The organism is Neobacillus sp. Soil_C_43, assembly GCF_057656715.1.
This window is the reverse complement of sequence record NZ_JBDGJV010000001.1, coordinates 658,996-684,540: the sequence shown is the minus strand read 5'-3', so window position 1 is coordinate 684,540 and position 25,545 is coordinate 658,996. Positions and strand designations below refer to the sequence as shown.

Sequence of the window (25,545 nt, the reverse complement as noted above, 5' to 3'; positions counted from 1 at the left end):
ATGTTTACTTCATATAAAGAAGCCCTAGACTGGATCCACGCGAGATTACGGCTTGGGATTAAGCCTGGTTTGAAACGAATGGAATGGATAATGGACAAGCTGGGTTCCCCTGAAAAGAAGATCCAAACGATCCATGTGGGGGGGACAAACGGAAAAGGCTCGACCGTCACCTACCTTCGTAATATTTTACAAGCAGCAGGCTATAAGGTGGGTACCTTTACCTCCCCCTATATCGAGCAATTTAATGAGCGTATTAGTGTGAATGGAAAACCGATTACGGATGAAGAGCTTTTACACCTGGCCAATGTCATTCGACCATTAGCAGATGAATTGGAAGAAACAGAGCTTGGGGGACCGACTGAGTTTGAAGTGATCACCGCTATGTCGTTTTATTATTTTGCAGAAATGGGCAAGGTGGACGTGGTTGTTTATGAAGTGGGATTAGGAGGACGATTTGACTCCACCAACATTCTTCATCCACTAGCTTCTATTATTACAAATATCGGATTGGACCACACGAACATTCTCGGAAACTCGTATGAGGAAATCGCTTTTGAAAAAGCAGGAATCATCAAGGAGCATATTCCGATTTTTACGGCGGTGAAACATCCAGGAGCTCTTAAAGTAATCGAGAATCAGGCAGAAAAAATGAAGGCACCGATTTATCGACTGAACCAGGAATTTTCAATTTCTGAGCACCAATCATTGACTAAAGGTGAAAAGTTTACTTTATCTACACCATCACAAGCCTTCATTGATGTTGAAATCAGTATGATCGGTCAGCATCAAACGGAAAATGCGGCCCTTGCAGTCTGTGCAGCACAATACTTAAATCAAGAGGGTTCGTTTCCTATCAGTGACCAAGCCATTAGAGAAGGCTTGAAAAAGGCATACTGGCCAGGCAGATTTGAAATTCTATCTGAAAAGCCGTTAGTCATTATCGATGGAGCTCACAATGAGGAAGGGATTACAGCCCTTGTACAAGAATTATCAACAAGATATAAAGAGCAACATATCCATATTGTATTTGCTGCATTAAAGGATAAGAAGTTGGATGAAATGATTGCAAAGCTGGACCAGGTAGCGAATCAACTCTCATTTGTCAGCTTTGATTTTCCACGGGCAGCTGCAGCGGAAGAGTTATTGAAGATCAGTCAGTCTACCAATAAGGTGGCAGTAACCAACTGGGAGTCCTACCTTTTAGAGGAGATTCAGGCTCTAGATTCATCTAGTATGCTTGTTATTACTGGATCTCTCTATTTTATCTCTGAGATAAAACCACATTTATGTAAATATTTGAAAAATATAAAAATATCTTTGTGACAAGCTATAGTAATAGTGGTAAAATGATTTTATCTTGAATTAATAATAATATGAAGGGGGAGGTAGGTAAGATGGTTAAACCGCTAACAAAACAAGCCATTTTTCTTGTATGGTTTTTATTAGTACCTGCAGGACTCTGGTTTACCTATCATACGCATCCTCCTAAGATTAATGGGCATTGGATAGATCTATTAGCCTTTTTGCTGTTAACCTCCGTGGTGGCTTCCATGCCTATAGTCATAAATCAGATGTACATCTTTTTAATTCAATGGGTGGCCTTGGCTACCTTTTTGCGATTTGGCTTATTTGTTGAAATTATCTTTGCTCAAATTGCTGTCGTTGTATTACTACTTAAGCTAAGGATTCTTCGCAAGGGTGAGATTTTCCGACTGCCTCTCAATTTAATTATGTTTTTTCTTGTTTCTTTCTTGAGTGGTGCTTTCTATTATTTATTAGGTGGTAATCCAACTCCCGACTTTACACATGATTCAAGTTCCCTGTGGCTAGCAGTCATGTATGCGGTCTTAAGTTACACTTTAAATCAAGTTATTTTAGCGTTTAATCTGTATGTAATATATAAAAGCAAGGAACCTTACTTCGGGAAGGAGTTCTTTGCCGAGACAATTACAACATTAGTTACATTCCCAATTGGGTTTATCCTATACATTCTTTATAACCAAGATGGGGTAGGCATATTAGCTCTCCTATTTGTGGGTGTTCCGTTTGTCAGTTTATCTATTATTTTTAATCTCTATTATTCAAGTGAAAAAATAAATGAATATCTTCAAAAGGCAGCAGAAATTGGCCATCAGTTGGCTGAGCGTTTGTATATTAATGATGTTGTTGACTTATTTATTCAAAAATTAAGTGAAATGCTGCCGGTGGATTATGCTTATATCCTTGAGGCAAGCGGCGACGAACTGAAATTGATTCGCCGCATTGAATCAGGAAATGCGTTACCAAATGATCAGCAGTCTATGAGTATCCATGAAGGAATCAGCGGAATGGTTTGGGCAAGCCGAAAGGCCTTCCTATTCAAAACAAAGAAGGATTGGATTGAGTATTCGAATGGCTACATTCCGAAGGATGCCGAAAGTATTCTGGGTGTACCTATCATTCGAAGTAAAAAGTTAATTGGTGTCTTACTATTAGCATCAAGAAGAAAACGAGCTTATGAAAAATCGCAGCTAATGATTATCGATATTCTTTGTTCTCATTTTGCCGTCGCAATTGAAAATGCACGCCATTATGAGCAAACCAAGAGACAGAGCGAGCGTTGTGCCTTAACGAGTCTATATAATTATCGTTACTTTGAGAATATGCTAACAGAGGAATTTGAAAAACTTACTCGTTTCGAACGCAAAATGCTTTCATTAATTATTCTCGACATTGACCATTTTAAAAACGTGAATGACACGTATGGCCATCAAAGTGGAAATGAAATTCTATGCGAACTGGCTAACAGGTTAAATAAGCTGGTAGGAGGCAGAGGAACTGTTGCCCGGTATGGTGGCGAGGAATTTGTGGTCCTTTTACCAGATGTATCAAAAGAAGATGCCTATCAAATGGCTGAACTCATCCGTCAATCCATCGCCAACTGGCCTTTCAGCATAAGCCAGTCGTTAGACCAAAAGCATCAGCAAGTCAGAATCACGGCTTCCATCGGTGTGGCAACCGCACCAGAGGATGCTGAAGATGCATTAGCCTTAATCCGCCATGCAGACCGGGCGCTTTATGTAGGGGCTAAGCGGGCAGGAAGGAACAGGGTTGCGGAGTATTCCTCATGTTAAAGATAATAATACAAAAAATCGCAGGTTCCACTTTGGGACCTGCGGTTTTCTTAGTATTTAACTTTTGTTCCTTTATCCGCATTAAATAGCCATTCATTAACCGAAGGAGTGGAGCAAGTATTTTTTGAAATAGGATAGTCAACAAGTTTAAAATTGGAATCTAGCTTGTATGTTTTACCTGTAATACAAACCCCATACGCTTCCCCAATATTTATAATGTTGTTAGCAAAAATAGCATCCCCGTAAATATTAATTCTTGCAGACCCTTGCAAGGTTAATTTAGTAATGTATGCATCCCCTTTAACTGTTACAGAACGTTTACCTTCAATAACGATATCATTACTAAAATAAGTTGAATAATCATAAGGTTTATCTTTATTTTTATCTTTTGAGCTATTCAGTAATAAAACTTGTTGTGTTTCATTCGTTTTATAAGAGGATGGTGCTGGTTTTGGCTGCCCTACTTTATTCGATTGTGAAATTTTATCGATTGTGAAAAAACCATTAACTGTTGCGGGTTCACCTGATGCAGTTCCTTTACTCTCAAAGTTAATAATGATCTTATTTGAAACAGCATCAGAATTAGGTGGGTCTATGCTTTTAAAGGTGATTTCAAATTTATTGTTAGAAGTGTCAACCTCTACAGGAGTTATACTATTCCTTAACGATGTTAATAATGCTTCATGGAAATAATAGTCATAGGACTTAGTATTAGTTGAAATAGCTTTTTTTGCTGTAGCAGTTGCTTTAGCTGTGGTAACTAAATTAGTAACTATGGGCTGATAATAGGTTATACCCATTTCTGCTAGGTCAGTGGCTTTGTTACGAAAATCAGTTTTTTTTACTAGGGTTCTAGCGTTTAATGCTGCTCCACTTAATGCTAAACCCAAGATCATTACAACTGTCATAACAATCATAACAAGAATTAACGTGTAACCTTTCTCACTCTTTATAACAATCACCCCTAATACTGTTTAATAACTGTGTTTACTTCATAAGACTGACCTTGTTGATTAACAACCTTTACATATATAGTGAGTGCATCTGAAGGATAAATCACCTTGTCACCTGTAAATTCGGCATCATCAATTTTAATATTCAGACTTAAACCTTCTTTTTGTAGTGGGACCATGTTTGAAGAGGACTTTCCGATATATACGTGTTTGCTATCATCAAATTTAATAATATAAAATTCTTTTAAATTAACATCAAGGGAATGTAACGACTCTTTTTGATGGTAATTCTTTATTGTAGCTAATATTAAATTAGCTTCCTGGTTTAAATTTACCTTTTCTGAAATATTATTGTAGTTATTTTTTGAATTAATGAGTACTCCATAAATGACTGAAGAAATAATTAAAAGGATCGAAAGGGCAGCTAAAACCTCAACTAATGTGATTCCTTTTTGATTTTTCATGTCTCACCTTCGTATATAAGTGTATGTTTCAGATTTATTACCAGTATTCGTAGGATCTTGGACAATGATTTTAAACATGATTAAACTCTGGGAGCTGTTTTTTGAAATTTCCACTCTTACATCATATCGTGGATCAATATTATCGTTAATTAATCCTTCTATTTCTGTTTTTGTTAATGATGTTTTAATTACCTGTTCCGAGGAATTGATAATGAAATTGTCAATTAAATCCTGCTTTGTAATTTCTATTTCAACTAAGTTAACTACTTTTTGTGCAGTTTGCATAGTATCTAATTTTTGGTCGTTTTTCTTGGTAAATAATGCTGACTGGGTAAAAAAGCTTATAAAAGAGGTTAAAATAATTGCCAGTAATACAATAGAAACAAGGACTTCTACCAAGGTTAGTCCTTTTTGGCTATGGAAACTGTCCTTCATAAAAATTCCCCGCCTTCTGCTTTAAAAATACTTAATAGTATTATACAATATTTAGTAGGCGATTTTTGTCTAATTTTTGTAGAAAAGGACAAAAACTAAGAAACTTTGATGGAAAAATGTTGTTTTTAGTATATATGAACTATAGGAGAGGGAGTGGATAAATGGTATCAATGGTGTGGGCCTTTAGTTCTATGCTTTTACTTATGTTAATTATAACCTTCTTACCTATAGGGTTTACTAGTAAAGGTAAGATATATGTTGTAATAACTAGTTTTTTGTTAGCGTTAGGAGGACTAGCAGCCGTTCCAGTGTTGCCACTCTGGGAAACTGCATTAATGCTAATTTTACTTATTCTTTTACTAGCATACTTTATGGGGAACCGTAGTGGGGCCATGTTATTTAAGGGAAACACTGTTGAAAAAGAAGTTCCAAGTGCAGAATATACCACTCCTGTCCGAAATTCAAAAATAGAAAAAGAAACCACTACTGTAGAGCTTACTGAGCTAAACATAGATTTACCTTTTGTTTCTGACATTAACCTGCAAGGTCAGGGTGCAGTCCTACAAGTAATGGAAAAAACATTCAATGTAGAAAGTAATATCTTAGAAGAAGATATTTCATTTTTATTAGAGCGGAATAGAATTACTGTTAACGACGAACAAAAAACAGTTGAGGTCACACCAGAAATCGGTTATTTATCTGAGATAGAGAGTTTGTTAGATGGAGATTTAACAGTAGAGAAAAATTATATGAATAACCATTTATTGGATAAAATGGACGGATTACTACCGTTACAAGAAGAGAATTCAGAAGGAATGCCAATATTGAACGAGTTAGAAAGTTTAATAGATAATGCGTCAGAAATGCTTTATTCAAATAAAGAGGTGGCATCAGCTCAAGATGAAAAGGAAGTTAAGAAAAATTTAATCTTACAAAAGTAATCTGAGGGGGGAAGAAATTTGAATAAGAGTCAACAAATTATTAAGCTGTTTGTTGTTTTACTATTTGGTACAACATTTATTTTTAGCTTCTCCCATTATGGTGCGAAAGCTTTCGATAAATTAACAAATGCTGACGGAAAGTTTTCGGATGGAACGATTATTGGAACCATTGACCTGTCAGGCAAAACGAAGAAAGAAGCTATTAGTCTTATAGAACAGAAATATGCAAACTGGCCAAAGGAAACTACTATTCAACTGCAATATGGAGAAACAACTGCTTCTATTGATTTAAGTCAATTTCATTTAGATGCGAATAAGACCATAAATTCGGTTAAAGATGGTCGAAAAAATAAAGCTGTAATTACAATCGACAAAGCTCAGATAGTAGAACAAGTAGGAATTCTATTTCCACAATTAAAAAGCAGTGATCTTGACGTGGACAAGCTCACCCTTAGTTTAAATAAAATGGCTTCACTTTTTGAAGAAGGGTCTCATACTTTTAATATCTATAATGACTTTCTACTAGCTGCGAGCAAAAAAGAGGCTATTTTAAATTCTGTTGTAATTGATTTAGACAATGTTCCGTTTGATCTTCAGTCCTTAGTAGAGAAAAATCCCACAATCGAACTTCAAGAGGAAACCACTTTCTCACTCCTAGACTTAGCGAAAAAGCATAATATAAAAGATAGTTATGCATTAGATGTTTTAGCGACAGGAATTTATCAAGCAGTGCTACCATCGAACTTTAACATTATCGAAAGAAACATCAGCAGTTCATTACCAGAATACGCATTATTAGGCTTTGAAGCGAAAGTAAATCAAAGTAAGAACACAGATTTAGTTATATCTAACCCTAATAAGGCAAAGTATAATCTAGAACTGCAATTAACCAATAGTCAATTAAAGGTTACCCTAAAGGGTGAAAAGTTTGCTTACAACTATAAAATTAGTACAAAAGACGAACAAAAGCTTAAGCCTAAAGTGATTGTTCAATATAGCCCCTTACTCCTGCCAGGAAAAACAAAGGTTCAAACAAAAGGGACAGAGGGTCAAATTATTAAGGTATACAGAGATGTGTTTGAAGGAGAAGCATTTATTAAAAGTGAATTAATCTCGGAAGATTACTATCCTGCCACCTATCAGGTTGAGATTCATGGACTAGGAGATAATGTTCAAAGCCAACCTGCTGTAACTACAAGCCAGACAACTACTGAGAATAGTAGTCAGACTACGACTCCATCCGACTCAACAGGAAATACATCAACAACCAACGGGGACACAACTTCTGAAAGTGACATTTGGGGAAATCCGAATGAACAACCAAAATAAAGCAGGGATAAACTATGAAGCAAGTTAGAAAAAGACTTGGCGATTTATTAATTGAAGTGGGACTAATAACCTCAGAGCAGCTCCAACTAACACTGGAGGAAAAGTCGAAGAATCAAAAAATTGGTGAGGCGCTCCTCCAAAGGGGATTTATTACTGAACAACAATTAATTGAAGTACTCGAATTCCAGCTTGGTATCCCACACATCAGTTTATTTAATTATCCTTTTGATACAAATCTTTTTTCCCTTATCTCTAAAGAATCGGCCAGAAGAAATTTGATTATTCCACTTAAGCGAGAGGGGAATAAGCTCTTTGTCGCAATGGCAAATCCAATGGATTTTATCGTCATTGATGATTTACGATTATCTACAGGATTTCAAATCCAGCCTGCAATTGCTACAAAGGATGATATTCTTCGCTCAATCAATAAATATTATAATGTGGATGAAGGGTTAGACGAACTCCTGGGTGAATTAAAGCAAACGGAAAAGGGTCGGTCAGAGGATGTTACAGACCTTGATTCGCCAATTGTCCGTCTTGTGAACCAGATTCTAGCGAATGCCGCTGTTCAAAAGGCGAGTGATGTTCATATTGATCCCCAGGAGACGAAGGTTGTTGTTCGATATCGTGTTGACGGTGTTTTACGGGTTGAACGAGTTTTGCCTCGCCACATGCAAGGGGTACTGACAGCTAGAATAAAAATTATGTCTAATCTAGATATTACTGAACACAGGATACCTCAGGATGGCAGGATTAAAATGAATCTCGATTTTCATCCCGTGGACCTACGTGTTGCAACATTGCCCACGGTATATGGTGAAAAAATCGTTATGCGCCTTCTTGATATGGGTTCAACATTAAATGACCTAAATAAGCTAGGATTTAACGCACTGAATATGAAACGATTTAATGAAATGATTGAAAAACCAACTGGAATTGTGCTGATTACTGGTCCCACCGGCTCAGGGAAATCTTCTACACTTTATGCAGCCTTAAATAAATTAAATAGTGAAGAGGTCAACATTATTACCATTGAAGATCCCGTTGAGTATCAACTGGAAGGAATTAATCAGATACAGGTGAACACCAATGTAGGGATGACTTTTGCGGCTGGCTTAAGATCGATTCTTCGGCAGGATCCAAATATTATCATGGTCGGTGAAATCCGTGATAAAGAAACAGCCGAAGTTGCTATCCGTGCCTCGCTAACTGGTCACTTAGTTTTGAGCACCCTTCATACCAATGATTCAATCGGTACCGTAACCAGATTGATGGATATGGGAGTCGAACCCTTTTTACTTGCCTCATCTTTAAGTGGAATTGTATCTCAACGGCTTGTACGTAAGGTTTGTCGTGATTGCCAAGAAGTACAGGAACCATCCAAGCGTGAGAAAGAAATTTTTGCAAGACGCGGGATGAAAATTGAACATATTACACGCGGGAATGGTTGTTCCTCTTGTAATATGACCGGTTATAAGGGACGGATTGCCCTTCATGAAGTACTGGTGATCAATGATGAAATGAGTCGGGCAATGATGAATGGGGAGTCTTTCCAAAAGCTAAAGGAACTAGCCAATAAAAATAAAACCATCTTTTTGATTGATGATGGCCTATTAAAAATTAAACAAGGTTTAACAACGACAGAAGAAGTACTACGTGTAGCAATTTTGGAGTAGGAGTAAATGAACATGAGAGATAAAATAGATTCCATACTAAGGGCTGCGATTGAATATAAAGCATCCGATGTTCATTTAACCGTCGGGGTCCCGCCAGTCATGCGGATTAATGGTGACTTAAGAAGGTATGGGGCTGATAATTTGCTCCCTGCTGACACAGAAGGCATGGCAAAAGCCATTATCCCTGATAATATGTGGGACATTTTTAGGGAAAAAGGGGAGTTGGATTTCTCGTATGGTGTTCCAGGTAGTTCTCGGTTCCGTGTGAATGCCTATCATCAACGGAAAAGTGTCTCTCTAGCCTTAAGGGTTGTTGCTTCTAAGGTTCCATCCATAGAAGATTTAGACCTTCCTGAGATTGTCTTAAAGTTAGTAGAGAAGCCACAAGGGCTTATTCTTGTAACCGGTCCAACAGGAAGTGGAAAATCAACAACATTAGCTTCCATGATTGATTATATGAACCGCACAATGCGAAAGCACATTATTACTCTAGAGGATCCAATTGAGTATCTACATCGTCATGGAAATTCAATTATTGATCAACGAGAAGTGGGATTTGACACCAGCAATTATGCAAGTGGTTTAAAGGCTGCGCTTCGCCAGGACCCGGATGTCATTCTTGTGGGAGAGATGAGGGATCTAGAGACGATGTCCATTGCCATCACAGCAGCAGAAACCGGACATCTTGTACTCGGAACACTCCATACCTCAAGTGCACCAACAACGATTAACAGGATTATTGACGTTTTTCCATCCGCACAACAGCCACAAATACGTATACAGCTTGCTTCAGTCCTAGTTGGTGTTATCTCTCAGCGTTTATTTCCGACTGTGGATAAACAAGGCAGAAAAGCTGCAACAGAAATACTAGTGAACAATGCGGCAATCGCTAACTTAATTCGAAATGAGAAAATACACCAAATACAAAGTACGATGCAAACGTCCAGAGCCCAGGGAATGCATACACTTGAAATGAGTATTAGAGATCTAATTGATCGAAATGTGATTCTGAAGGAAGCTGCGTCACAATACTTGCAAGAAAAGATGTTATTAAATGGCTAGATTTAAATATGAAGGGCGCGACAGAAAAGGAAAACGGCAGGGCACCGTTTCCGCTGGATCTAAACGCGAGGCAATGATTAAGTTGAAGGATGAGGGAATCCGGGTTATTGAGATGACGGAGGTTCCAGAGACCTTGCTGACAAAGGATATTTCTTTTGGGAATCCTGTGAAACTTCAACATTTTGTGATCTATCTTAGACAATTCTCTACATTAATCAAGGCGGGAGTAACCGTTGTCGAAGCAACAGCTATACTTTCTGCTCAAACAGAGAGTAAAGCACTTAAAAAGGCCCTACTCAGCGTAGAAGAAGACTTACGAGAAGGGAATCCACTTTCGGAAGCTGTGTCTAAGCACAAAAAAATTTTTACCCCAATGTTTATTAATATGGTCAAAGCAGGGGAAGTGAGCGGGAACTTAGATGAGACGCTAGATCGCTTGGCAGACCATTTTGAGAAGCAGCATTATACAAGGCAAAAAATTGTTTCAGCACTTGCTTATCCAGTAGTTGTTGGTATTATTGCTATTGCAGTTGTTATATTTTTGTTAGTGGCAGTAGTACCGACGTTCGTAACGATGTTTAATGACTTGGATGCTCAACTCCCAGCAATTACAAGATTGGTCTTAGCGTCTAGTAGTTTTATGCAGTCATTTTGGTGGTTTGTAGCTTTATTTATTTTATCTTTCTTTTTTATAATTACTTACCTTAAAAGTAATATAAAAACGAAGTATTACTTAGATTATATGATATTAAGAATGCCGATTTTCGGAAACTTGTTTCAAAAGGCGGCCTTGGCACGCATGATGCGAACTCTGAGCTCTTTATTTTCAAGCTCTGTCCCAATTCTCCAAGCAATGGCGATAGTTGAAAAAGTCGTTGAAAATGAAGTGCTTGCAAAGGTTATTCGGGAATCAAGGGATTCACTAGAAAAAGGTCGTTCGATGACAGAACCAATGAAGAAACACTGGACTTTTCCACCACTAGTTACACAAATGATTGCAATAGGAGAAGAAACTGGTGCATTAGATGCAATGCTATCTAAGATTGCAGAGTTTTATGAAAAAGAAGTTGACACAGGAACTGACAGGTTAAAGTCGTTAATAGAGCCCTTAATGATTGTTGTCTTAGCAGCGCTAGTGGGAACGATAGTTACGGCAATAATGCTACCAATGTTTGACATGTTTAATCAATTTCAGCAACAAAATTAAACAAAAAAGCAAAATTATTTTTTGGAAATGATAAATTCCAACAAAAATCTTCTTTTCTAAGCATTGTAAATTAATGTATACTACAAGAGAAAATATTACTAGGTTCATAGACCTATTAGAGGGAGAGAAAATCATGATTCGAATGTTAAAAAACAAGCTTAAAGACCAACAAGGTTTAACATTAATTGAACTACTTGCTGTTGTAGTTATTTTAGGTATCATAGCAGCAATTGCAGTACCAAGTATTTTAGGATTAATAGACAATAGTAAAAAAGATGCACATGTGGCAAATGCACAACAAATGATTAGCGCAACAAAATTAGCTGTCGCAGGGGATGAGGATCTTCGCCCAGTTCAAAAAACAAGTACATCAAGCTATACTTATGTTAACTTGAAATATTTGGAAGAGAAGGGTTTTCTAGAAACTATTAAGGATCCTGATACAGGAACTGCATATACGGCTGCAACTGCTGCTAATACTGCAACTGCAAGTACTGCCTTCACTACTGAACCAGCGGAGGGAGATTCTTATGTTCGAATAGAGTTGGATGTTACTGGAAAATATACGTATTCTGTTGTTCTTGTAGGCAGCAAAAAATCTATTGGAGAAAGAACAAAGCCTGTAGCAGAAAAATTATTAAAACGCAGTGCTGTTAAGTAAGAATATGATTTCTTTGCTCCAACTGTTATTTTTTCTTTATGGAATAATACTAGGATCATTCTACAATGTAGTTGGCCTGCGAATTCCATTAAAAAAATCAATCGTAGCTCCGAGATCTGCATGTCCAACATGCGGTCATCAACTTAAAGCCTATGAATTAATTCCAGTATTTTCTTATATAATTCAAAAAGGCAAATGCCGCGGCTGTCAGTCGCGGATTTCTCCTATATATCCGACTATGGAACTGCTAACAGGTATTCTGTTTGTAACAGCTCCATTAGTGGTTGGATGGTCTGGTGAATTAGTTGTTGCCTTATCATTAATTTCAATGTTTATTATTATCATCGTTTCGGATATTCACTATATGATCATCCCTGATAAAATTCTCATCTGGTTTGCAGGGATTTTTTTATTGGAACGATTAATTTGGCCATTAATCCCCTGGTGGGACAGCCTATTAGGTGCAGTTGTAGGTTTTACTCTTCTCTTAGTCATCGCACTTGTCAGCAAAGGCGGCATGGGTTTTGGAGATGTAAAACTGTATGCATTACTAGGGTTTATCCTTGGATTTAAATTGGTGCTCTTATCGTTCTTCCTTTCAACATTGTACGGTGCTGTTATCGGTGGATTAGCACTGTTATTTAGAATCTTCAAAAGGCGACAACCTATACCTTTTGGCCCATTTATCGCTGCGGGGACCTTGTCCGCATATTATTGGGGATCGGAAATGATCGATTTTTATTTACGTTTTCTTAATCAAGGATTTTAACTAAGGGGTTTTTTAAATGGCTTTTTCCCTCTTTTCATCCAAAAATCGAATAATTAATCTAGTACTAAATGATCATTCCATTCGCTATCTGGAATTGAAGCAAGCCAATCCTCCTAGACCCCAAAAGTGGGGAGAGCGCTTCTTACCACCTGGCATCATTTCTGACGGGAAAATCGTCGATATTGATTCGTTAGCGAACATTTTAGAAGAGTGTATTGACGAATGGAAAATCCAACGGCGTACTATTCGATTTATTGTTCCTGACCAATTAGTCATCATCCGTAAAGTATCTGTTCCTGTAGAAATTCAAGATGATGAGATGAAGGGTTATTTGTATCTAGAACTCGGCTCTAGTATTCATTTACCTTTTGAAGAGCCAATTTTTGATTTTTATCCTCTTACAAGCAATGATAAAACAATAGATCTTCTTTTGTTTGCAGCACCTGAACAATATGTAATGGAATATGCTAATTTATTTTCAAGTCTAAAATTAACACCAATTGCTGCGGATATTTCTCCTCTAGCATTATACCGGTTATACCATCAGATTGGTCACCATAGTGAAAACGAAAACCTTTTTACTATTCAACTTGATTTAACAAGTGTGAATTTTTGTATTTTTGAGCGGACAGTCCCTGTTGTTATGCGTCCTTTCGCCTTACCTTTCAACTTAGAACAATGGGAAATTAAAAGAGACGATTTGGGATTAATAAACTTGAAATACACAGGTGAAGCAGATGAACTGGTCATTGAGTTTGAAGATATTTTTAAAGAGATAAGTAAATTAATAGACTTTTATCGTTATGCTCTTAACAATGAGAAAAATGAAATTTCTAAGTTTCTAATAGCAGGAGATCATCCTATGCTTCAAGCAGTAACGGATGAAATGAAAGAAAGATTTGAAGCTCCAGTTGAGAGGCTACTTGTTGATTCTACTAATAAAGGAAAAACAGGAAGCGTACCGGCAAATCTATTACTATCACTAGGTCTCGCTTTAAAAGAGGTGAATTAATGCAATGCTAGTTGAAATTAACCTGCTTCCACAGAAGGAACCGAAAAAATTTAGCTTTATCATACTGATTGCAGGACTACTTGCGTTATTCATTCTCATTGGCGGCTATTATTTTTGGCAAACCCAATCCATAAATGACGAGATAGCATCCTTAGATAAACAAATTACGATGACCAAAAAGATTGCTGATAAAGAACAGCAAAACAGTGATACAGTGGCATCTACTAGTTCTGTAAGTCAACTAAAAAGTGCCATTGAGTGGGCAAGTGACTATCCTCTTCAAACAGTACCAGTCATGAAGCACTTAACATCATTGTTGCCAGAACGTGGATTTATCCAATCCTTTGCTTATACTGAGGCTGGAACTGTTACGCTTACGGTTCAATTTGATAGTGCTAGAGAGGCAGCCTACTTTTTAGATAGTCTCCATGAATCTAAATGGATAGAAGAGGCGAGTCTAAATTCGCTCTCAACTACTCAACCTGAAACAGAAACCAATGCTGCTACTGATACTGCAGCTTCCAATAGCCAAACGACAACTGACCCAAATAGTGTTGATAACCAAAACAATACAACGGTTGGTACAACAACAAATCAGACAAATCAAAGTAACACGACAGCTACAACCAGTCAAACAAATATAACAACTGCTACAACCAGTTCAACAATAAAGAAGTCAACCAACTATCTTCCTCGCTATACAGGACAGTTTGAAATCAAGTTCAACAAGGAAGAGATCAAGAAAAGCAAGAAGGATGGGGAAGGAGCGAAGGGCTCATGAGGCTTTATCTCTCTAAAAAACACAAGTTGATTGTAGCCGTCGGTGTTCTTTTGCTTGTGTTACTCATCGTCTATGCTCAATTCTTTTCGTTAACACCTTTGAAGTCTGACTTAGGCATTAAGCAGCAGGAATTAAAGTCAGAGCAAAAGCTGTTGGATATTGTCAGCCAAAAAAAGGCGGCTTCCACTAAAACGACAACGGTTGACACAAAGGAGCTCCAGAAAAAGCTTCCTGTTGGTCCACTTCAGGAACAGTTTATTCTAGACCTTGAAAAAGCAGAAAATGTATCGAACAGTCAGATTACATCTATGGGATTTAGTAAGGATGCAGATGTTGCGCTTACAAGTGACCAAGCAGCTACTGATCCAAATGCTGCCCAAGCAACAACAACAAACACTGCACAAACAACTGCGGCAGACCCAAATGCTGCGCAAACTCAACAGTCGGCCACTCCTGTACCTACAGGATTAAAAAAAATGACTGTCCAGTTGAGCGTGAAATCACCAAAATATGAGGATTTAGAAAAATTTATCGAAACGTTGGAATCCTTACAGCGATTAGTGGTAGTTGAGGCCATAACCTATTCTGGTGGACAAGAAATTACAAGTCTAAGCCAAGAAGATACACCTATTAGTTATAGCCTAACAGTTTCAGCTTTTTATATGCCAACTTTAGCTGATTTAGCTGCAGAACAGCCAACGATCGATGCACCGGCACCAGCGGATAAGGATAACCCATTAAGTCAGTTTCCTTCAACCGCACAAACACAGCCGTAATTAACAACACTGCGAACTTACAAATAATTTGACGAAAGTCTACGATAACAAGACGACAAAAGTCTTGTTATTTTTTTTTGCCTGTATGTTAGGATGAATCCAATGAGCTAGCGGAAGAGAGGAGTACGAATAGTGGACAAGCCTAACAAAGGCAATACAATTAAGATTAAATTAAATGGAGAAAATACAAAGTTTGAGGAAGAAGCTCCAAAAATGGAGCCAGAAGTCAGCTCAAACACAGCAACAAAAGTGATCAAAATAAACCCAGCCACAACAGAATCGGACAGCTATTTAGAGACAGCTGCTGCACAGGAGTCTGTCGATGAGAGCTTTGACTGGATCATTCCTGAATCCTCTGACAATGATCTTGTGGAATATAAAATTGCCACTACTACTAATACGAAGAAAAACAGCCCTAAAAATAACACATCTTTTTCTTCAAACAGCATAAAGAAGAATGGTAGGCCGCTAGGCTCTATCTTTGTTTCAGCGACCTTTGCCATCCTCATCGGTCTAACCATTGGCATTTTTATGCTGAAGATGGTTACAGAACCAAGTAAGAAGGTGGCAACTGTACCCGCTGTGGTCGAAGAAACAGGTGGAACAGGAACGACAACAACAACTACTGGGAAAACAACTACTGCTGTGATTGAGCAATTAACAGCCTATGTTATCCAAGGCGGAGTTTTTTCGTCAAAAGATGGTGCAAAGGCAACCGCAGATCAGATCACAGAAAAGGGAATCCCCTCGCAATTAGTTGAAATGAGCGGAAAGCAATACTTATTTCTTGGTGTAGCGGATACCATTGAAATGGCTAAATCCCTTGGAACCCAGTACAAAGAACATGGGGTTGAAGAGGTATTTGCCAAGCCGCTATTAGTAGATGAAAAGAAGGTGGCTGACGTATCTGAGAAGGAAAAGGCCTTTTTAGAAGGGGCACCTACCATCTATCAGGCGTTGTCTATTGTAACTTCTGGCGCCATGGTTACGAAGTCAATTCCCGAGGAATCCACGAAGACATTAACAGCTTTAGGCGAGCAGTTAAAGGTAAGTGGATTAAAAAATGAAAATGTAAAAAAGCTACATGCTGAATTAGTTGGTGCAGACGCTAAAATTAAGGACTTTCAAAAATCAAAAGACGAGAAAAGCTTAAGTGCAGCCCAACAGCACTTATTAAACTTTTTATCAGTCTACTATTCCATGTAATCGACAAAAAAACATATTTTCCGGGAAATGAATAATAACATAAAGCTTGTCCAAATAGGGCAGGCTTTTCGTCGTCATAATAAGTGATAGATTTCAAATTCAAATGCATAATTTGACAGATTTCTTCAAAATTTAGTTATATAAAAATTGTTTGCTTCTACAATTTCTGATAGGATTGAATTGTATCTCCCTAATGAAGCAAAAAAGGTAAGGTGATTGAATGCAGAACCTCATTTTAGCCTCTTCTTCTCCACGGCGAAAAGAACTTCTAGAAAATCTCCGCTTAACATTCGCAGTCTCAAGCAGTGAAGTAGACGAAAGCTTTGACCCCACACTCTCTCCTGAGGAGGTAGTAATGGAGTTAGCCGAACGAAAGGCACAAGCTGTGTTTAAGGACCATCAAGAAGCTTTTGTTATCGGTTCGGACACGATTGTTTTTGCGAATAATCAAATTTTAGGAAAGCCAGCTGATGAAGCAGAAGCCGTTCGTATGTTGAAAACTCTTTCAGGGTGTCAGCATGAAGTGTTTACAGGTGTTTCAATAGTGTCTCCAACGAGCAAGACCCGTTTCTATGAAAAAACAGAAGTATGGTTTTGGGAGTTAACGGAGGACGAAATCCGTTCATATGTGCAAAGTGGTGAACCGCTTGATAAAGCAGGTGCCTATGGAATTCAACAGCTCGGAAGTATGCTTGTCAAAAAAATAAATGGAGATTATTTTGCGGTTGTCGGTCTGCCAGTAGCAAGGACGATCAGAGAATTAAGAAAGGCAGGCTACCAGTTACCGTATTAACTTTTTTGTGCCTTAACTCCCGAATATAGGGAGGAAAAAAATGTCAACTGATACATTGATGATTCGCGATTTTCCACAAGACGAAAGGCCAAGGGAACGATTTATTCAACACGGACCACAAAGTTTATCTAATCATGAACTAATTGCAATTCTATTGCGGACAGGAACAAAGGATGAATCTGTCCTACAATTATCGAATCGTCTGCTGAACCATTTTGAAGGCTTACGGCTATTAAAAGGCGCTACGTTAGAAGAAATAACCGAAATTAAAGGAATAGGCTCAGCAAAGGCCATTCAAATTTTAGCAGCGGTAGAAATTGGCAGGCGGATTTCCAACCTATCCTTTAATGATCGCTATGTGATCCGCTCCCCAGAGGATGGAGCCAAGTATGTCATGAATGATATGCGCTTTTTATCGCAGGAACATTTTGTTTGTTTATATTTAAATACAAAAAATCAGGTCATTCATAAACAAACGGTTTTTATCGGCAGCTTAAATGCCTCGATTGTTCATCCACGCGAGGTCTTTCGCGAGGCCTTAAAGCGTTCCGCTGCGAGCATCATAGCCCTTCATAACCATCCTTCCGGTGACCCCACACCAAGCCGCGAGGATATTGAAGTGACTAAGAGATTGGTCGAGTGTGGGAAAATTATTGGCATTGACCTTCTTGACCATCTAATCATCGGTGAAAATAAGTTTGTGAGTTTAAAGGAAAAAGGGTATTTATAACACTATTGTTTTATTTGACGATACGATATAATATTAGTTATGATTTTTTAGGACTGCCTGTGAAAGGGCCAATAATTAATTAGGAAATAGACATGATAAGTAAGGCGATTACCTGCCTATTGCTATTTTGCATTTTGTAAGTGTAGAAAGGGAGATACAACACTATGTTTGGAATTAGATCAAGAGACCTTGGAATTGACCTGGGTACAGCGAATACCCTCGTATATGTAAAAGGAAAAGGAATTGTTTTGCGTGAGCCATCAGTAGTTGCCATGCAGACAGATACAAAAAATATCGTCGCAGTTGGTAATGATGCTAAAAATATGATCGGACGGACACCTGGGAATGTGGTTGCTCTAAGACCGATGAAGGACGGGGTCATTGCTGATTTTGAAACAACGGCATCAATGATGAAGCACCATATTCGTCAGGCCCAAAAAAGTAATAATCCTTTTTCAGGAAAGCCATATGTTATGGTTTGTGTGCCTTCAGGTATAACTGCGGTTGAGGAGCGGGCTGTGATTGACGCGACAAGACAAGCTGGTGCGAAGGATGCTTACACCATTGAAGAACCATTCGCAGCTGCGATTGGTGCAAACCTACCTGTTTGGGAGCCAACTGGTAGTATGGTCGTTGATATTGGTGGAGGTACCACTGAAGTTGCGATTATTTCTTTAGGCGGAATTGTGACTAGCCAATCGATTCGCGTGGCTGGAGACGAAATGGATGATAGCATTATTTCGTATATCCGCAAGAATTATAATTTAATGATTGGGGAGCGCACTGCGGAATCCATCAAAATGGAAATTGGTTCAGCGGGTATACCGGAAGGAATCGACAACATGGAAATTCGCGGACGTGATTTATTAACAGGTCTGCCGAAAACCATTGAAATCACGGCAAAAGAAATTGCCACCGCATTAAATGACACGGTCTACGCGATTGTAGAGGCTGTAAAAAACACATTAGAAAAAACACCACCTGAGCTTGCAGCGGATATTATGGACCGCGGTATTGTATTAACGGGTGGAGGCGCGCTTCTGCGAAATTTGGACAGGGTTATTAGTGAAGAGACCAAAATGCCAGTCCTTATTGCTGAAAATCCACTCGATTGCGTTGCAATTGGGACTGGAAAAGCGTTAGATCATATTCATTTATTTAAAAACAAAGCGAAAGACTCAAGATAAAAAGAGGAAGCTTCTTTTTAGGCGACGCAATTTTATCTAGAAAAAATAGAGGTGTATAATCATGCCACAGTTCTTCTTGAATAAACGACTGATTATTTTGCTTGTCAGCATTATTGTTCTCGTGGCATTGATTGGGTTTTCTTTAAGGGAGAGAGAGAAGCTTACCTGGCCGGAACAATTTATTAAAGATACAGCCGGCTGGGTTCAATCCCTGGTTTCAAAGCCTACCAACTATGTTGCCGGCTTTTTTGAAAATCTCCAGGACTTAACCAATACATATGAAGAGAATAAAGAATTAAAATCACGGATTGAAAATCTTGTCAGCCTTGAAGCAGAAGTTCAAGAACTGAAAAAAGACAACAAAGAATTGCGTGACATTCTCGGTGAAAAAGAGACCCTGAGAGATTTGAAACCACTTCCAGCTACAGTTATTGGTAGAAATCCTGATCGTTGGCATGAAATGATTATTATCGACAAAGGTAATCTACAAGGAGTTAAGAAAAATATGGCTGTTGTTACGGCAAGCGGATTGATTGGAAAGGTTAAGAGTGTAACTCAATTCAGTTCAACCGTACAGCTGTTAAGTGCAATGGACCCTAAGAATCGGATTTCTGCTATTGTTCAAGGAACTACCGATGTGTACGGACTTGTTGAAGGCTATGACAAAGAGAAAAAACTACTCATGGTGAAGGCGATTCCTTCTAGTGCGAAAATTGAAAAAGGCCAGACGGTAATTACTTCTGGTTTAGGTGGGATTTTCCCTAAAGGATTAATGATAGGGAAAGTAGTAGAGGTAAAGCCGGACCAGTATGGACTAAACCAAACTGCACTAGTCAAACCAGGTGCCGATTTCTATGACATCAAGTCAGTGATGGTAACGAAGAGACTTATGGCCGAGCCAGATCAAAATGATTTAACCGGTGGGAAGGAGGAAGGATCATGAAAAAATTCCTTCTTCCTCTTTTGTTTCTATTTTTATTGATTTTTGAAAGTATCTTTGTTCAATACTTACCAGATGGCATTTTGGGTAAGGATCGAATCCTTGTACCGCACTTTCTTTTTGTAGCACTGTTGTTTTTAACGATTTTTGTGGGTAAAAAGAAAGGTGTCATTTATGCCGCTATTTTCGGGCTGTTGTTTGATGTGATTTACGTAGAAATAATTGGAATTTATTTATTTCTCTATCCATTCATTTCGTATCTTGTTTCTAAAATCATGCATATCATGCAGGCGAATTTTATCATTGCTTTCCTCGTTTCCCTTTTCGCTGTTGCATTATTAGAAGTGGGTGTCTATGAAATGGATTATTTAATCCATGTCACAAACCTTGATTTTATGAGTTTTCTTACTTTGCGTTTTTATCCAACCCTTGTATTAAATGCGGCTTTTATTATCCTAGCAGGCTATCCTTTAAAGAGATTATTTGAAAATCATTTGGAATCTTTACGAGATGAATAATGAGTTTCAGCTTACCGTTTTTAGGTTCCTTGCTACTTAAGTTTTCATTTAAAAAAAGAGGAGAATGGACGCATCATGTCGAATTATTATCAGATAGTCTGTACTTTCGATTCAGAACTAGTGTAAAGACGTGCAAAATTCCTTGGAATTTACGGGAATTGCACGTTTCTAGACGGCTTTCTTAATTATGAGGTGAAAATTCTCCATGAAAAAACGGCAAAATGTTACAATAAAAGGAACGAAGGAAGGTCTTGTCCTTCATCTTGATGATAAGTGTTCTTACGACGACCTAAAAAAAGAACTGGATCAGAAGCTTTCGGCGAATTTAAGAACACAAGATGACCGCCACTTAATTTCTGTTAAAGTTGAAATTGGGAATCGGTATATTACGGAAGAACAACGAGAAGAACTAAAGCACTTAATTCGACAGAAAAAGAATTTAGTTGTGGATGATATTATTTCAAATGTCATCACAAAAGTGGAAGCAGAACGTTTAAAGGCAGAAGCGGGGATTATGACTGTATCTAGAATCATTCGTTCGGGCCAAGTTCTTGAAACTTCAGGCGATCTGCTGTTGATTGGTGATGTGAATCCTGGTGGGACCGTCGTTGCAGGCGGTAATATCTTCATTATGGGGACCTTAAAGGGTGTGGCTCATGCAGGTTGTTATGGAAATGAACAAGCCGTGATTGCGGCATCAAGCATGAAACCATCGCAGCTTAGAATTAGCGATTGCATCAATCGTTCACCTGATTCCGTAAAAACTAGCGAAAATCGCGAAATGGAATGTGCTTATATAGATGATAACCGACAAATTATCGTTGATAGATTACAAGCTTTAATTCATTTAAGGCCAGATTTAACTAGATTAGAAGGGGGACATTAAAGTGGGAGAAGCAATAGTAATTACTTCTGGCAAGGGCGGCGTTGGTAAAACAACGACATCCGCAAATATTGGGACGTCTTTGGCCCTTCAAGGAAAAAAAGTATGCTTAGTGGATACAGACATCGGTCTTCGAAACTTAGATGTCGTAATGGGGCTTGAAAACAGAATTATTTATGATCTAGTCGATGTAGTAGAAAAAAGATGTAAGATTCATCAGGCCTTAGTAAAGGACAAACGATTTGATGGATTATTATATCTACTTCCAGCTGCGCAAACCGTTGATAAATCGGCGGTTAAACCAGAACAAATGAAAGAGCTTATTACAGAATTAAAGCAGGACTATGATTATATTATTATTGATTGCCCTGCTGGTATCGAACAAGGATTCCAGAATGCAGTGGCAGGAGCAGATAAGGCGATTGTTGTCACAACACCAGAAGTGTCTGCGGTACGTGACGCGGACCGTATTATTGGTCTCTTAGAAAAACAAAGAAACATGGAGCCTCCAAAATTAGTGGTCAACCGTATTCGTAATCATATGATGAAGAGCGGGGACATGCTGGAAATTGATGAAATTACCCAGCATTTATCTATTGAGTTGATAGGGATTGTTGCGGATGATGAAGAGGTAATTAAAGCATCAAATCACGGTGAACCGATTGCCCTGAATCCAAACAGCAAAGCATCGATTGCCTATCGAAATATTGCTAGAAGAATTCTAGGCGAATCGATTCCACTGCAACCACTAGATGAAGTAAACAAAGGCGTCTTCACCAAACTTAAGAAGTTCTTCGGAGTTAGATAAATACAAGCCTGTTCACGATTATCCGTGGACAGGCTTTTTTTTGTAAATTAAATTCAGTCATACTCTTAAAAATTCTCACATAGACTTGTACAAAAAAGTGGGAAAAGGGTTGATGGGAATGGCGCGGTCTACACCGGAGGAAATACGGCGACGAATCGCTAAAAGAAAAAAAGATATGGGTTCAACAACAGCAACAAAAAGTCCAGAACGTCCAGAACGTCAAATCGCTTGGCCTGGGGATGATGATGACAAATATAGATTTAACTATACGGGTAGCTCCAAAAGTAGCAACGGAGACGACGGACATCCGTTATTTAAAAAAGAAGTGTTCTTCTTCAAAATATTGGCTTCCATCCTCCTTTTTCTCGTGGTAGCCATTCTGTTTCGCAACCAGACAGCGACCTTTGATCCAGTAAGGGATTATGTGACCAGTGCAATGGACAAGGATTTTAAATTTGCCACTGTTTCAAATTGGTACGAAGATAAGTTTGGCAAACCCTTGGCACTTCTGCCTTTCTCAGAGGGAGATAAAACAGATAAAAAAGAAGAAGTGGTCCAAACAGAATTTTCTGTTCCAGCCATGGGGAAGATCCTCGAAAACTTTGAAAAAAATGGGCAAGGCATCATGATTGAAACAGGTAAAGGAGCGCCAGTCCAATCCATTAACGGTGGTGTAGTCACCTTTGCAGGAGTAAAAGAGGGAATTGGAAAAACCGTCATCATCCAGCATTCAGATGAAACGGAAACATGGTATGGAAACTTAGACGAAATAAAAGTAAACCTATACGAATATATCGACAAGAGAACCGTCGTTGGAACAGTTTCCACTTCAACGGGTGAAGATAAAACAAAAGGGAAATATTACTTTGCCATAAAAAAAGGCGATGATTTTATTGACCCTATCCAGGTGATCCGTTTTGAATAGAGCCATTTCATTACTCAGACAAGTTCATATCCACCCCTTGCTGTGGATTATCATTGCTATATCTATCGCGACCGCACATTTCCTTGAAGTTTGCTTGCTGCTAGGGATCATTTTTATACATGAAATGGGGCATGCAGCGGCAGCTTCTTTTTTTTCATGGAGAATCAAAAAAATCTCCCTTCTTCCCTTTGGCGGGGTTGCAGAGATGGATGAACACGGGAATCGCCCATTAAAGGAAGAATTAATTGTGGTGGTAGCTGGACCGCTTCAGCATCTTTGGATGATGGGAGCAGCTTACCTATTACTATCGTTCTCGTTGATTTCTGAAGACCTATTTCAGCTCTTTATCAACTACAACTTAATGATTTTTATATTTAATCTTTTTCCAGTTTGGCCGCTTGATGGGGGGAAGCTGATATTTTTACTGCTCTCATTAAAACACTCCTTTCCGAGTGCCCACAGGCTGACACTTATCCTTTCCTTTTTAAGTTTGGGTCTTTTTTCATTCCTAATCCTATTAATTGCGCCATCGCATATCAACGTATGGGTTATTATCGCCTTCCTAGCTTTTTCCCTTTACCATGAATGGAAGCAGCGGCGCTTTATTTTTATGAGATTTTTATTAGAACGCTATTATGGAAAAAAATCGAATCCAAGTGCCTTAAAGCCTATACAGGCGAATGAGCATGATTTATTGATTCACGTTTTAGAAAAATTTCAACGAGGCTGCAAACATCCAATTATAGTGGAAGCAGCGGGAAAAGAAAAAGGAATCTTAGATGAAAATGAACTTTTACATGCGTACTTTACAGAAAAACGATTAACAGATAAAATCAGCGACCTTCTATTTTTATATTGATTATGGTTATAATGAAAGCATCTATGGAAAAAGTGAGGAAGCTGGATTGGAAACATTAATTGTCAACTATACGTCACGGGAAAAAAGATTTGCGTACCTTCGAAATAACCGTGTCGAAAATATCGTATTTGACCGACCAGAACATCGCTCGCTGGTCGGTAATATTTATTTTGGGACCGTTACGAAGGTACTTCCGGGCATGAATGCAGTGTTCATCGATATTGGTGAGGAAAAAAATGCCTATTTGCACCGGGATCAGCTGCCTTCGTATGTACAGTCATCTGAAAAACAACAGAACGTCACCTCTTTTGTTCACCAGGGAGAGAAAATGCTCGTTCAGGTGGATAAGGATGCAACAGGAACAAAAGGTCCTAAAGTGACGGGGATTATTGAAATTCATGGAAACCATCTGATTTATATGCCTACAGGACGCTATGTGGCAGTTAGTAAAAAAATTGCAGATGAAAAGCAAAACATTACCCTCCGAAAAATAGGCAGCACCCTGAAAACGGAAGAAGAGGGGATCATTTTTCGGACGTCCAGCATGACCTGTACAAAGGCGGAGATTGAAGAGGAATTGATGGTACTACGTCAACAACACCAGGAATTGCTCCAGCAAACATCACACCTTAAGAAGCCAAGGCTCATATCCCAAAAAGATACCTTTATGGAAATGGTCCTAGACCGTGTGGCTGCCATGGAGACGGGTGAAATAATGGTAGACGATTTGAACGTTAAGAAGACGCTTGAACAGAACAACCCGCACCTTAAAATTACTTTTTACAATGGAAAAGAAAATATTTTCTCCGTTAATAAGATAGAGCACGAAATTGACAAAGCACTCAAACGGATTGTCTGGCTAGATCATGGTTCCTATCTTATTTTTGACGAAGCCGAAGCTCTAACCATTATTGATGTAAATACGGGGAAGTTTTCTGGAAAAACGGATTATCAAGATACGGTGTTAAAAACGAATCAGCTCGCCGCTAAAGAAATTGTCAGACAACTGCGACTCCGTGATATCGGTGGAATTGTTCTAATCGATTTTATTGATATGAAGCGTGAAAAGGACAAGCAATCCATTCTCTCCTTAATGGAATCCGAGCTGTCAAGGGATGAAAAAAGAACAAAGATGATCGGCTTTACTCCACTTGGCATTCTTCAAATCACCAGGAAGAAGACGAAGGTAAGCATTTCTGAGGCGTTACAAGTGAAATGTCCGGTTTGTGAAGGGACGGGGCGGCTCCTAAGTGCTGAAACGGTGGCTTTCCGATTAGAAAGAGAGCTGTTAGAGCACCGTCATGCTGATTTTGAAGCCATTCTAGTTGAGGTAACGCAAGAGGTGCAGGACGCACTCTTAGGTGAAAATGAGGCGCATAGAGAAGTGTTAGAAGACCTGTTACGGGTTACCTTATATTTTTCTATACAGCCCTCTGAACGGCATTATTATCAATTAAAGCAGTTCGGTACGATTCAGGAGATTTCTCAACGAGTAATGGATTATTCGTAAGGAACCT

At 38.5% G+C, this 25,545-nt stretch carries 26 protein-coding genes; 23 read left to right on the top strand and 3 right to left on the bottom strand.

Translation table 11 applies throughout. The annotated features are described in order from the left end of the window. Positions 1–1,323, top strand: coding sequence for a bifunctional folylpolyglutamate synthase/dihydrofolate synthase (locus tag AC3A54_RS03620; RefSeq protein WP_487653350.1), 1,323 nt, complete (start codon positions 1–3; stop codon positions 1,321–1,323). A 71-nt stretch (positions 1,324–1,394) separates the two neighbouring features. After that, positions 1,395–3,113: a sensor domain-containing diguanylate cyclase gene (locus AC3A54_RS03615; protein ID WP_487653349.1), complete on the top strand. Its 1,719-nt coding sequence runs from the start codon at positions 1,395–1,397 to the stop codon at positions 3,111–3,113. 50 nt (positions 3,114–3,163) lie between these two features. Here the strand turns inward: AC3A54_RS03615 and AC3A54_RS03610 are convergent, their stop codons facing one another. The 3 genes from AC3A54_RS03610 to AC3A54_RS03600 all read right to left on the bottom strand — a co-directional run bounded on the left by AC3A54_RS03610 (position 3,164) and on the right by AC3A54_RS03600 (position 4,965). Beyond that, positions 3,164–4,003, bottom strand: coding sequence for a hypothetical protein (locus AC3A54_RS03610; RefSeq protein WP_487653348.1), 840 nt, complete (start codon positions 4,001–4,003; stop codon positions 3,164–3,166). Positions 4,004–4,077: 74 nt separating this feature from the next. Further along, positions 4,078–4,530, bottom strand: coding sequence for a PilW family protein (locus AC3A54_RS03605; protein WP_487653347.1), 453 nt, complete (start codon positions 4,528–4,530; stop codon positions 4,078–4,080). A gap of 3 nt (positions 4,531–4,533) precedes the next feature. Continuing rightward, entirely contained in the window at positions 4,534–4,965 is a 432-nt protein-coding gene (locus tag AC3A54_RS03600; protein ID WP_487653346.1) for a PulJ/GspJ family protein, read from the bottom strand. 161 nt (positions 4,966–5,126) lie between these two features. On the opposite strand from AC3A54_RS03600, the gene AC3A54_RS03595 reads away from it, so the two are divergent. The 21 genes from AC3A54_RS03595 (at position 5,127) to AC3A54_RS03495 (ending at position 25,538) form a co-directional block, all read left to right on the top strand. After that, the gene (locus tag AC3A54_RS03595) at positions 5,127–5,906 is read left to right on the top strand and encodes a hypothetical protein (protein WP_487653345.1); all 780 of its coding nucleotides are present in this window, start codon (positions 5,127–5,129) and stop codon (positions 5,904–5,906) included. 18 nt (positions 5,907–5,924) lie between these two features. Further along, entirely contained in the window at positions 5,925–7,235 is a 1,311-nt protein-coding gene (locus AC3A54_RS03590) for a G5 domain-containing protein (RefSeq protein WP_487653344.1), read from the top strand. A 14-nt stretch (positions 7,236–7,249) separates the two neighbouring features. Next, positions 7,250–8,911, top strand: a complete 1,662-nt coding sequence (locus AC3A54_RS03585; RefSeq protein ID WP_487653343.1) for a GspE/PulE family protein — start codon at positions 7,250–7,252, stop codon at positions 8,909–8,911. Positions 8,912–8,923: 12 nt separating this feature from the next. Then, positions 8,924–9,973, top strand: a complete 1,050-nt coding sequence (locus tag AC3A54_RS03580; protein WP_487653342.1) for a type IV pilus twitching motility protein PilT — start codon at positions 8,924–8,926, stop codon at positions 9,971–9,973. Next, positions 9,966–11,180: a type II secretion system F family protein gene (locus AC3A54_RS03575; RefSeq protein WP_487653341.1), complete on the top strand. Its 1,215-nt coding sequence runs from the start codon at positions 9,966–9,968 to the stop codon at positions 11,178–11,180. Before AC3A54_RS03580 ends, AC3A54_RS03575 begins: the two co-directional genes overlap by 8 nt. 133 nt (positions 11,181–11,313) lie before the next feature. Next, on the top strand, positions 11,314–11,841 hold the full coding sequence (locus AC3A54_RS03570; protein ID WP_487653340.1) for a type IV pilin protein: 528 nt from the start codon (positions 11,314–11,316) through the stop codon (positions 11,839–11,841). A gap of 4 nt (positions 11,842–11,845) precedes the next feature. Next, positions 11,846–12,610 carry a prepilin peptidase gene (locus AC3A54_RS03565; RefSeq protein ID WP_487653339.1) on the top strand — a complete coding sequence of 255 codons (765 nt, stop codon included), beginning with the start codon at positions 11,846–11,848 and terminating at the stop codon, positions 12,608–12,610. A 16-nt stretch (positions 12,611–12,626) separates the two neighbouring features. Further along, positions 12,627–13,622, top strand: a complete 996-nt coding sequence (gene pilM, locus AC3A54_RS03560; protein WP_487653338.1) for a type IV pilus biogenesis protein PilM — start codon at positions 12,627–12,629, stop codon at positions 13,620–13,622. Positions 13,623–13,626: 4 nt separating this feature from the next. Next, positions 13,627–14,403 (top strand): PilN domain-containing protein, encoded by a 777-nt coding sequence (locus AC3A54_RS03555; protein WP_487653337.1) that lies wholly within the window; start codon positions 13,627–13,629, stop codon positions 14,401–14,403. Next, positions 14,400–15,179, top strand: a complete 780-nt coding sequence (locus tag AC3A54_RS03550) for a hypothetical protein (RefSeq protein WP_487653336.1) — start codon at positions 14,400–14,402, stop codon at positions 15,177–15,179. The genes AC3A54_RS03555 and AC3A54_RS03550 overlap by 4 nt, the downstream gene beginning before the upstream one ends. Before the next feature lie 132 nt (positions 15,180–15,311). Further along, positions 15,312–16,385 carry a hypothetical protein gene (locus tag AC3A54_RS03545; protein ID WP_487653335.1) on the top strand — a complete coding sequence of 358 codons (1,074 nt, stop codon included), beginning with the start codon at positions 15,312–15,314 and terminating at the stop codon, positions 16,383–16,385. Positions 16,386–16,605: 220 nt separating this feature from the next. Next, positions 16,606–17,178 carry a Maf family protein gene (locus tag AC3A54_RS03540; protein ID WP_487653334.1) on the top strand — a complete coding sequence of 191 codons (573 nt, stop codon included), beginning with the start codon at positions 16,606–16,608 and terminating at the stop codon, positions 17,176–17,178. A 40-nt stretch (positions 17,179–17,218) separates the two neighbouring features. Continuing rightward, positions 17,219–17,908, top strand: a complete 690-nt coding sequence (gene radC, locus AC3A54_RS03535; RefSeq protein WP_309860347.1) for a RadC family protein — start codon at positions 17,219–17,221, stop codon at positions 17,906–17,908. A gap of 164 nt (positions 17,909–18,072) precedes the next feature. Beyond that, positions 18,073–19,095: a rod shape-determining protein gene (locus tag AC3A54_RS03530; RefSeq protein WP_487653333.1), complete on the top strand. Its 1,023-nt coding sequence runs from the start codon at positions 18,073–18,075 to the stop codon at positions 19,093–19,095. Positions 19,096–19,156: 61 nt separating this feature from the next. After that, the gene (gene mreC / locus AC3A54_RS03525) at positions 19,157–20,038 is read left to right on the top strand and encodes a rod shape-determining protein MreC (protein ID WP_335545297.1); all 882 of its coding nucleotides are present in this window, start codon (positions 19,157–19,159) and stop codon (positions 20,036–20,038) included. Then, positions 20,035–20,553, top strand: coding sequence for a rod shape-determining protein MreD (mreD, locus tag AC3A54_RS03520; RefSeq protein ID WP_487653332.1), 519 nt, complete (start codon positions 20,035–20,037; stop codon positions 20,551–20,553). Before mreC ends, mreD begins: the two co-directional genes overlap by 4 nt. Before the next feature lie 205 nt (positions 20,554–20,758). Next, positions 20,759–21,439, top strand: coding sequence for a septum site-determining protein MinC (gene minC, locus AC3A54_RS03515; RefSeq protein WP_487653331.1), 681 nt, complete (start codon positions 20,759–20,761; stop codon positions 21,437–21,439). 1 nt (position 21,440) lies between these two features. After that, positions 21,441–22,244: a septum site-determining protein MinD gene (gene minD / locus AC3A54_RS03510; protein WP_308083018.1), complete on the top strand. Its 804-nt coding sequence runs from the start codon at positions 21,441–21,443 to the stop codon at positions 22,242–22,244. Between the two features lie 118 nt (positions 22,245–22,362). Next, complete coding sequence (locus AC3A54_RS03505; RefSeq protein WP_487653330.1) at positions 22,363–23,169, top strand: peptidoglycan DD-metalloendopeptidase family protein; 807 nt, start codon at positions 22,363–22,365, stop codon at positions 23,167–23,169. Beyond that, positions 23,162–24,028: a M50 family metallopeptidase gene (locus tag AC3A54_RS03500; RefSeq protein WP_487653329.1), complete on the top strand. Its 867-nt coding sequence runs from the start codon at positions 23,162–23,164 to the stop codon at positions 24,026–24,028. The genes AC3A54_RS03505 and AC3A54_RS03500 overlap by 8 nt, the downstream gene beginning before the upstream one ends. 46 nt (positions 24,029–24,074) lie before the next feature. After that, positions 24,075–25,538 carry an Rne/Rng family ribonuclease gene (locus AC3A54_RS03495; RefSeq protein ID WP_487653328.1) on the top strand — a complete coding sequence of 488 codons (1,464 nt, stop codon included), beginning with the start codon at positions 24,075–24,077 and terminating at the stop codon, positions 25,536–25,538. The last annotated feature ends 7 nt before the right edge of the window (positions 25,539–25,545 follow it).

Excerpts from the sequence above, each read along its gene's own strand:
- AC3A54_RS03575 (WP_487653341.1), top strand. The coding sequence starts at position 9,966 with ATGGCTAGATTTAAATATGAAGGGCGCGACAGAAAAGGAAAACGGCAG.
- AC3A54_RS03600 (WP_487653346.1), bottom strand. The coding sequence starts at position 4,965 with ATGAAGGACAGTTTCCATAGCCAAAAAGGACTAACCTTGGTAGAAGTC.
- minC (WP_487653331.1), top strand. The coding sequence starts at position 20,759 with ATGAAAAAACGGCAAAATGTTACAATAAAAGGAACGAAGGAAGGTCTT.
- pilM (WP_487653338.1), top strand. The coding sequence starts at position 12,627 with ATGGCTTTTTCCCTCTTTTCATCCAAAAATCGAATAATTAATCTAGTA.
- AC3A54_RS03565 (WP_487653339.1), top strand. The coding sequence starts at position 11,846 with ATGATTTCTTTGCTCCAACTGTTATTTTTTCTTTATGGAATAATACTA.
- AC3A54_RS03550 (WP_487653336.1), top strand. The coding sequence starts at position 14,400 with ATGAGGCTTTATCTCTCTAAAAAACACAAGTTGATTGTAGCCGTCGGT.
- AC3A54_RS03620 (WP_487653350.1), top strand. The coding sequence starts at position 1 with ATGTTTACTTCATATAAAGAAGCCCTAGACTGGATCCACGCGAGATTA.
- AC3A54_RS03605 (WP_487653347.1), bottom strand. The coding sequence starts at position 4,530 with ATGAAAAATCAAAAAGGAATCACATTAGTTGAGGTTTTAGCTGCCCTT.
- AC3A54_RS03530 (WP_487653333.1), top strand. The coding sequence starts at position 18,073 with ATGTTTGGAATTAGATCAAGAGACCTTGGAATTGACCTGGGTACAGCG.
- mreD (WP_487653332.1), top strand. The coding sequence starts at position 20,035 with ATGAAAAAATTCCTTCTTCCTCTTTTGTTTCTATTTTTATTGATTTTT.
- AC3A54_RS03580 (WP_487653342.1), top strand. The coding sequence starts at position 8,924 with ATGAGAGATAAAATAGATTCCATACTAAGGGCTGCGATTGAATATAAA.
- AC3A54_RS03540 (WP_487653334.1), top strand. The coding sequence starts at position 16,606 with ATGCAGAACCTCATTTTAGCCTCTTCTTCTCCACGGCGAAAAGAACTT.
- AC3A54_RS03615 (WP_487653349.1), top strand. The coding sequence starts at position 1,395 with ATGGTTAAACCGCTAACAAAACAAGCCATTTTTCTTGTATGGTTTTTA.
- AC3A54_RS03555 (WP_487653337.1), top strand. The coding sequence starts at position 13,627 with ATGCTAGTTGAAATTAACCTGCTTCCACAGAAGGAACCGAAAAAATTT.
- radC (WP_309860347.1), top strand. The coding sequence starts at position 17,219 with ATGTCAACTGATACATTGATGATTCGCGATTTTCCACAAGACGAAAGG.
- mreC (WP_335545297.1), top strand. The coding sequence starts at position 19,157 with ATGCCACAGTTCTTCTTGAATAAACGACTGATTATTTTGCTTGTCAGC.
- AC3A54_RS03570 (WP_487653340.1), top strand. The coding sequence starts at position 11,314 with ATGATTCGAATGTTAAAAAACAAGCTTAAAGACCAACAAGGTTTAACA.
- AC3A54_RS03595 (WP_487653345.1), top strand. The coding sequence starts at position 5,127 with ATGGTATCAATGGTGTGGGCCTTTAGTTCTATGCTTTTACTTATGTTA.
- AC3A54_RS03505 (WP_487653330.1), top strand. The coding sequence starts at position 22,363 with ATGGCGCGGTCTACACCGGAGGAAATACGGCGACGAATCGCTAAAAGA.
- AC3A54_RS03585 (WP_487653343.1), top strand. The coding sequence starts at position 7,250 with ATGAAGCAAGTTAGAAAAAGACTTGGCGATTTATTAATTGAAGTGGGA.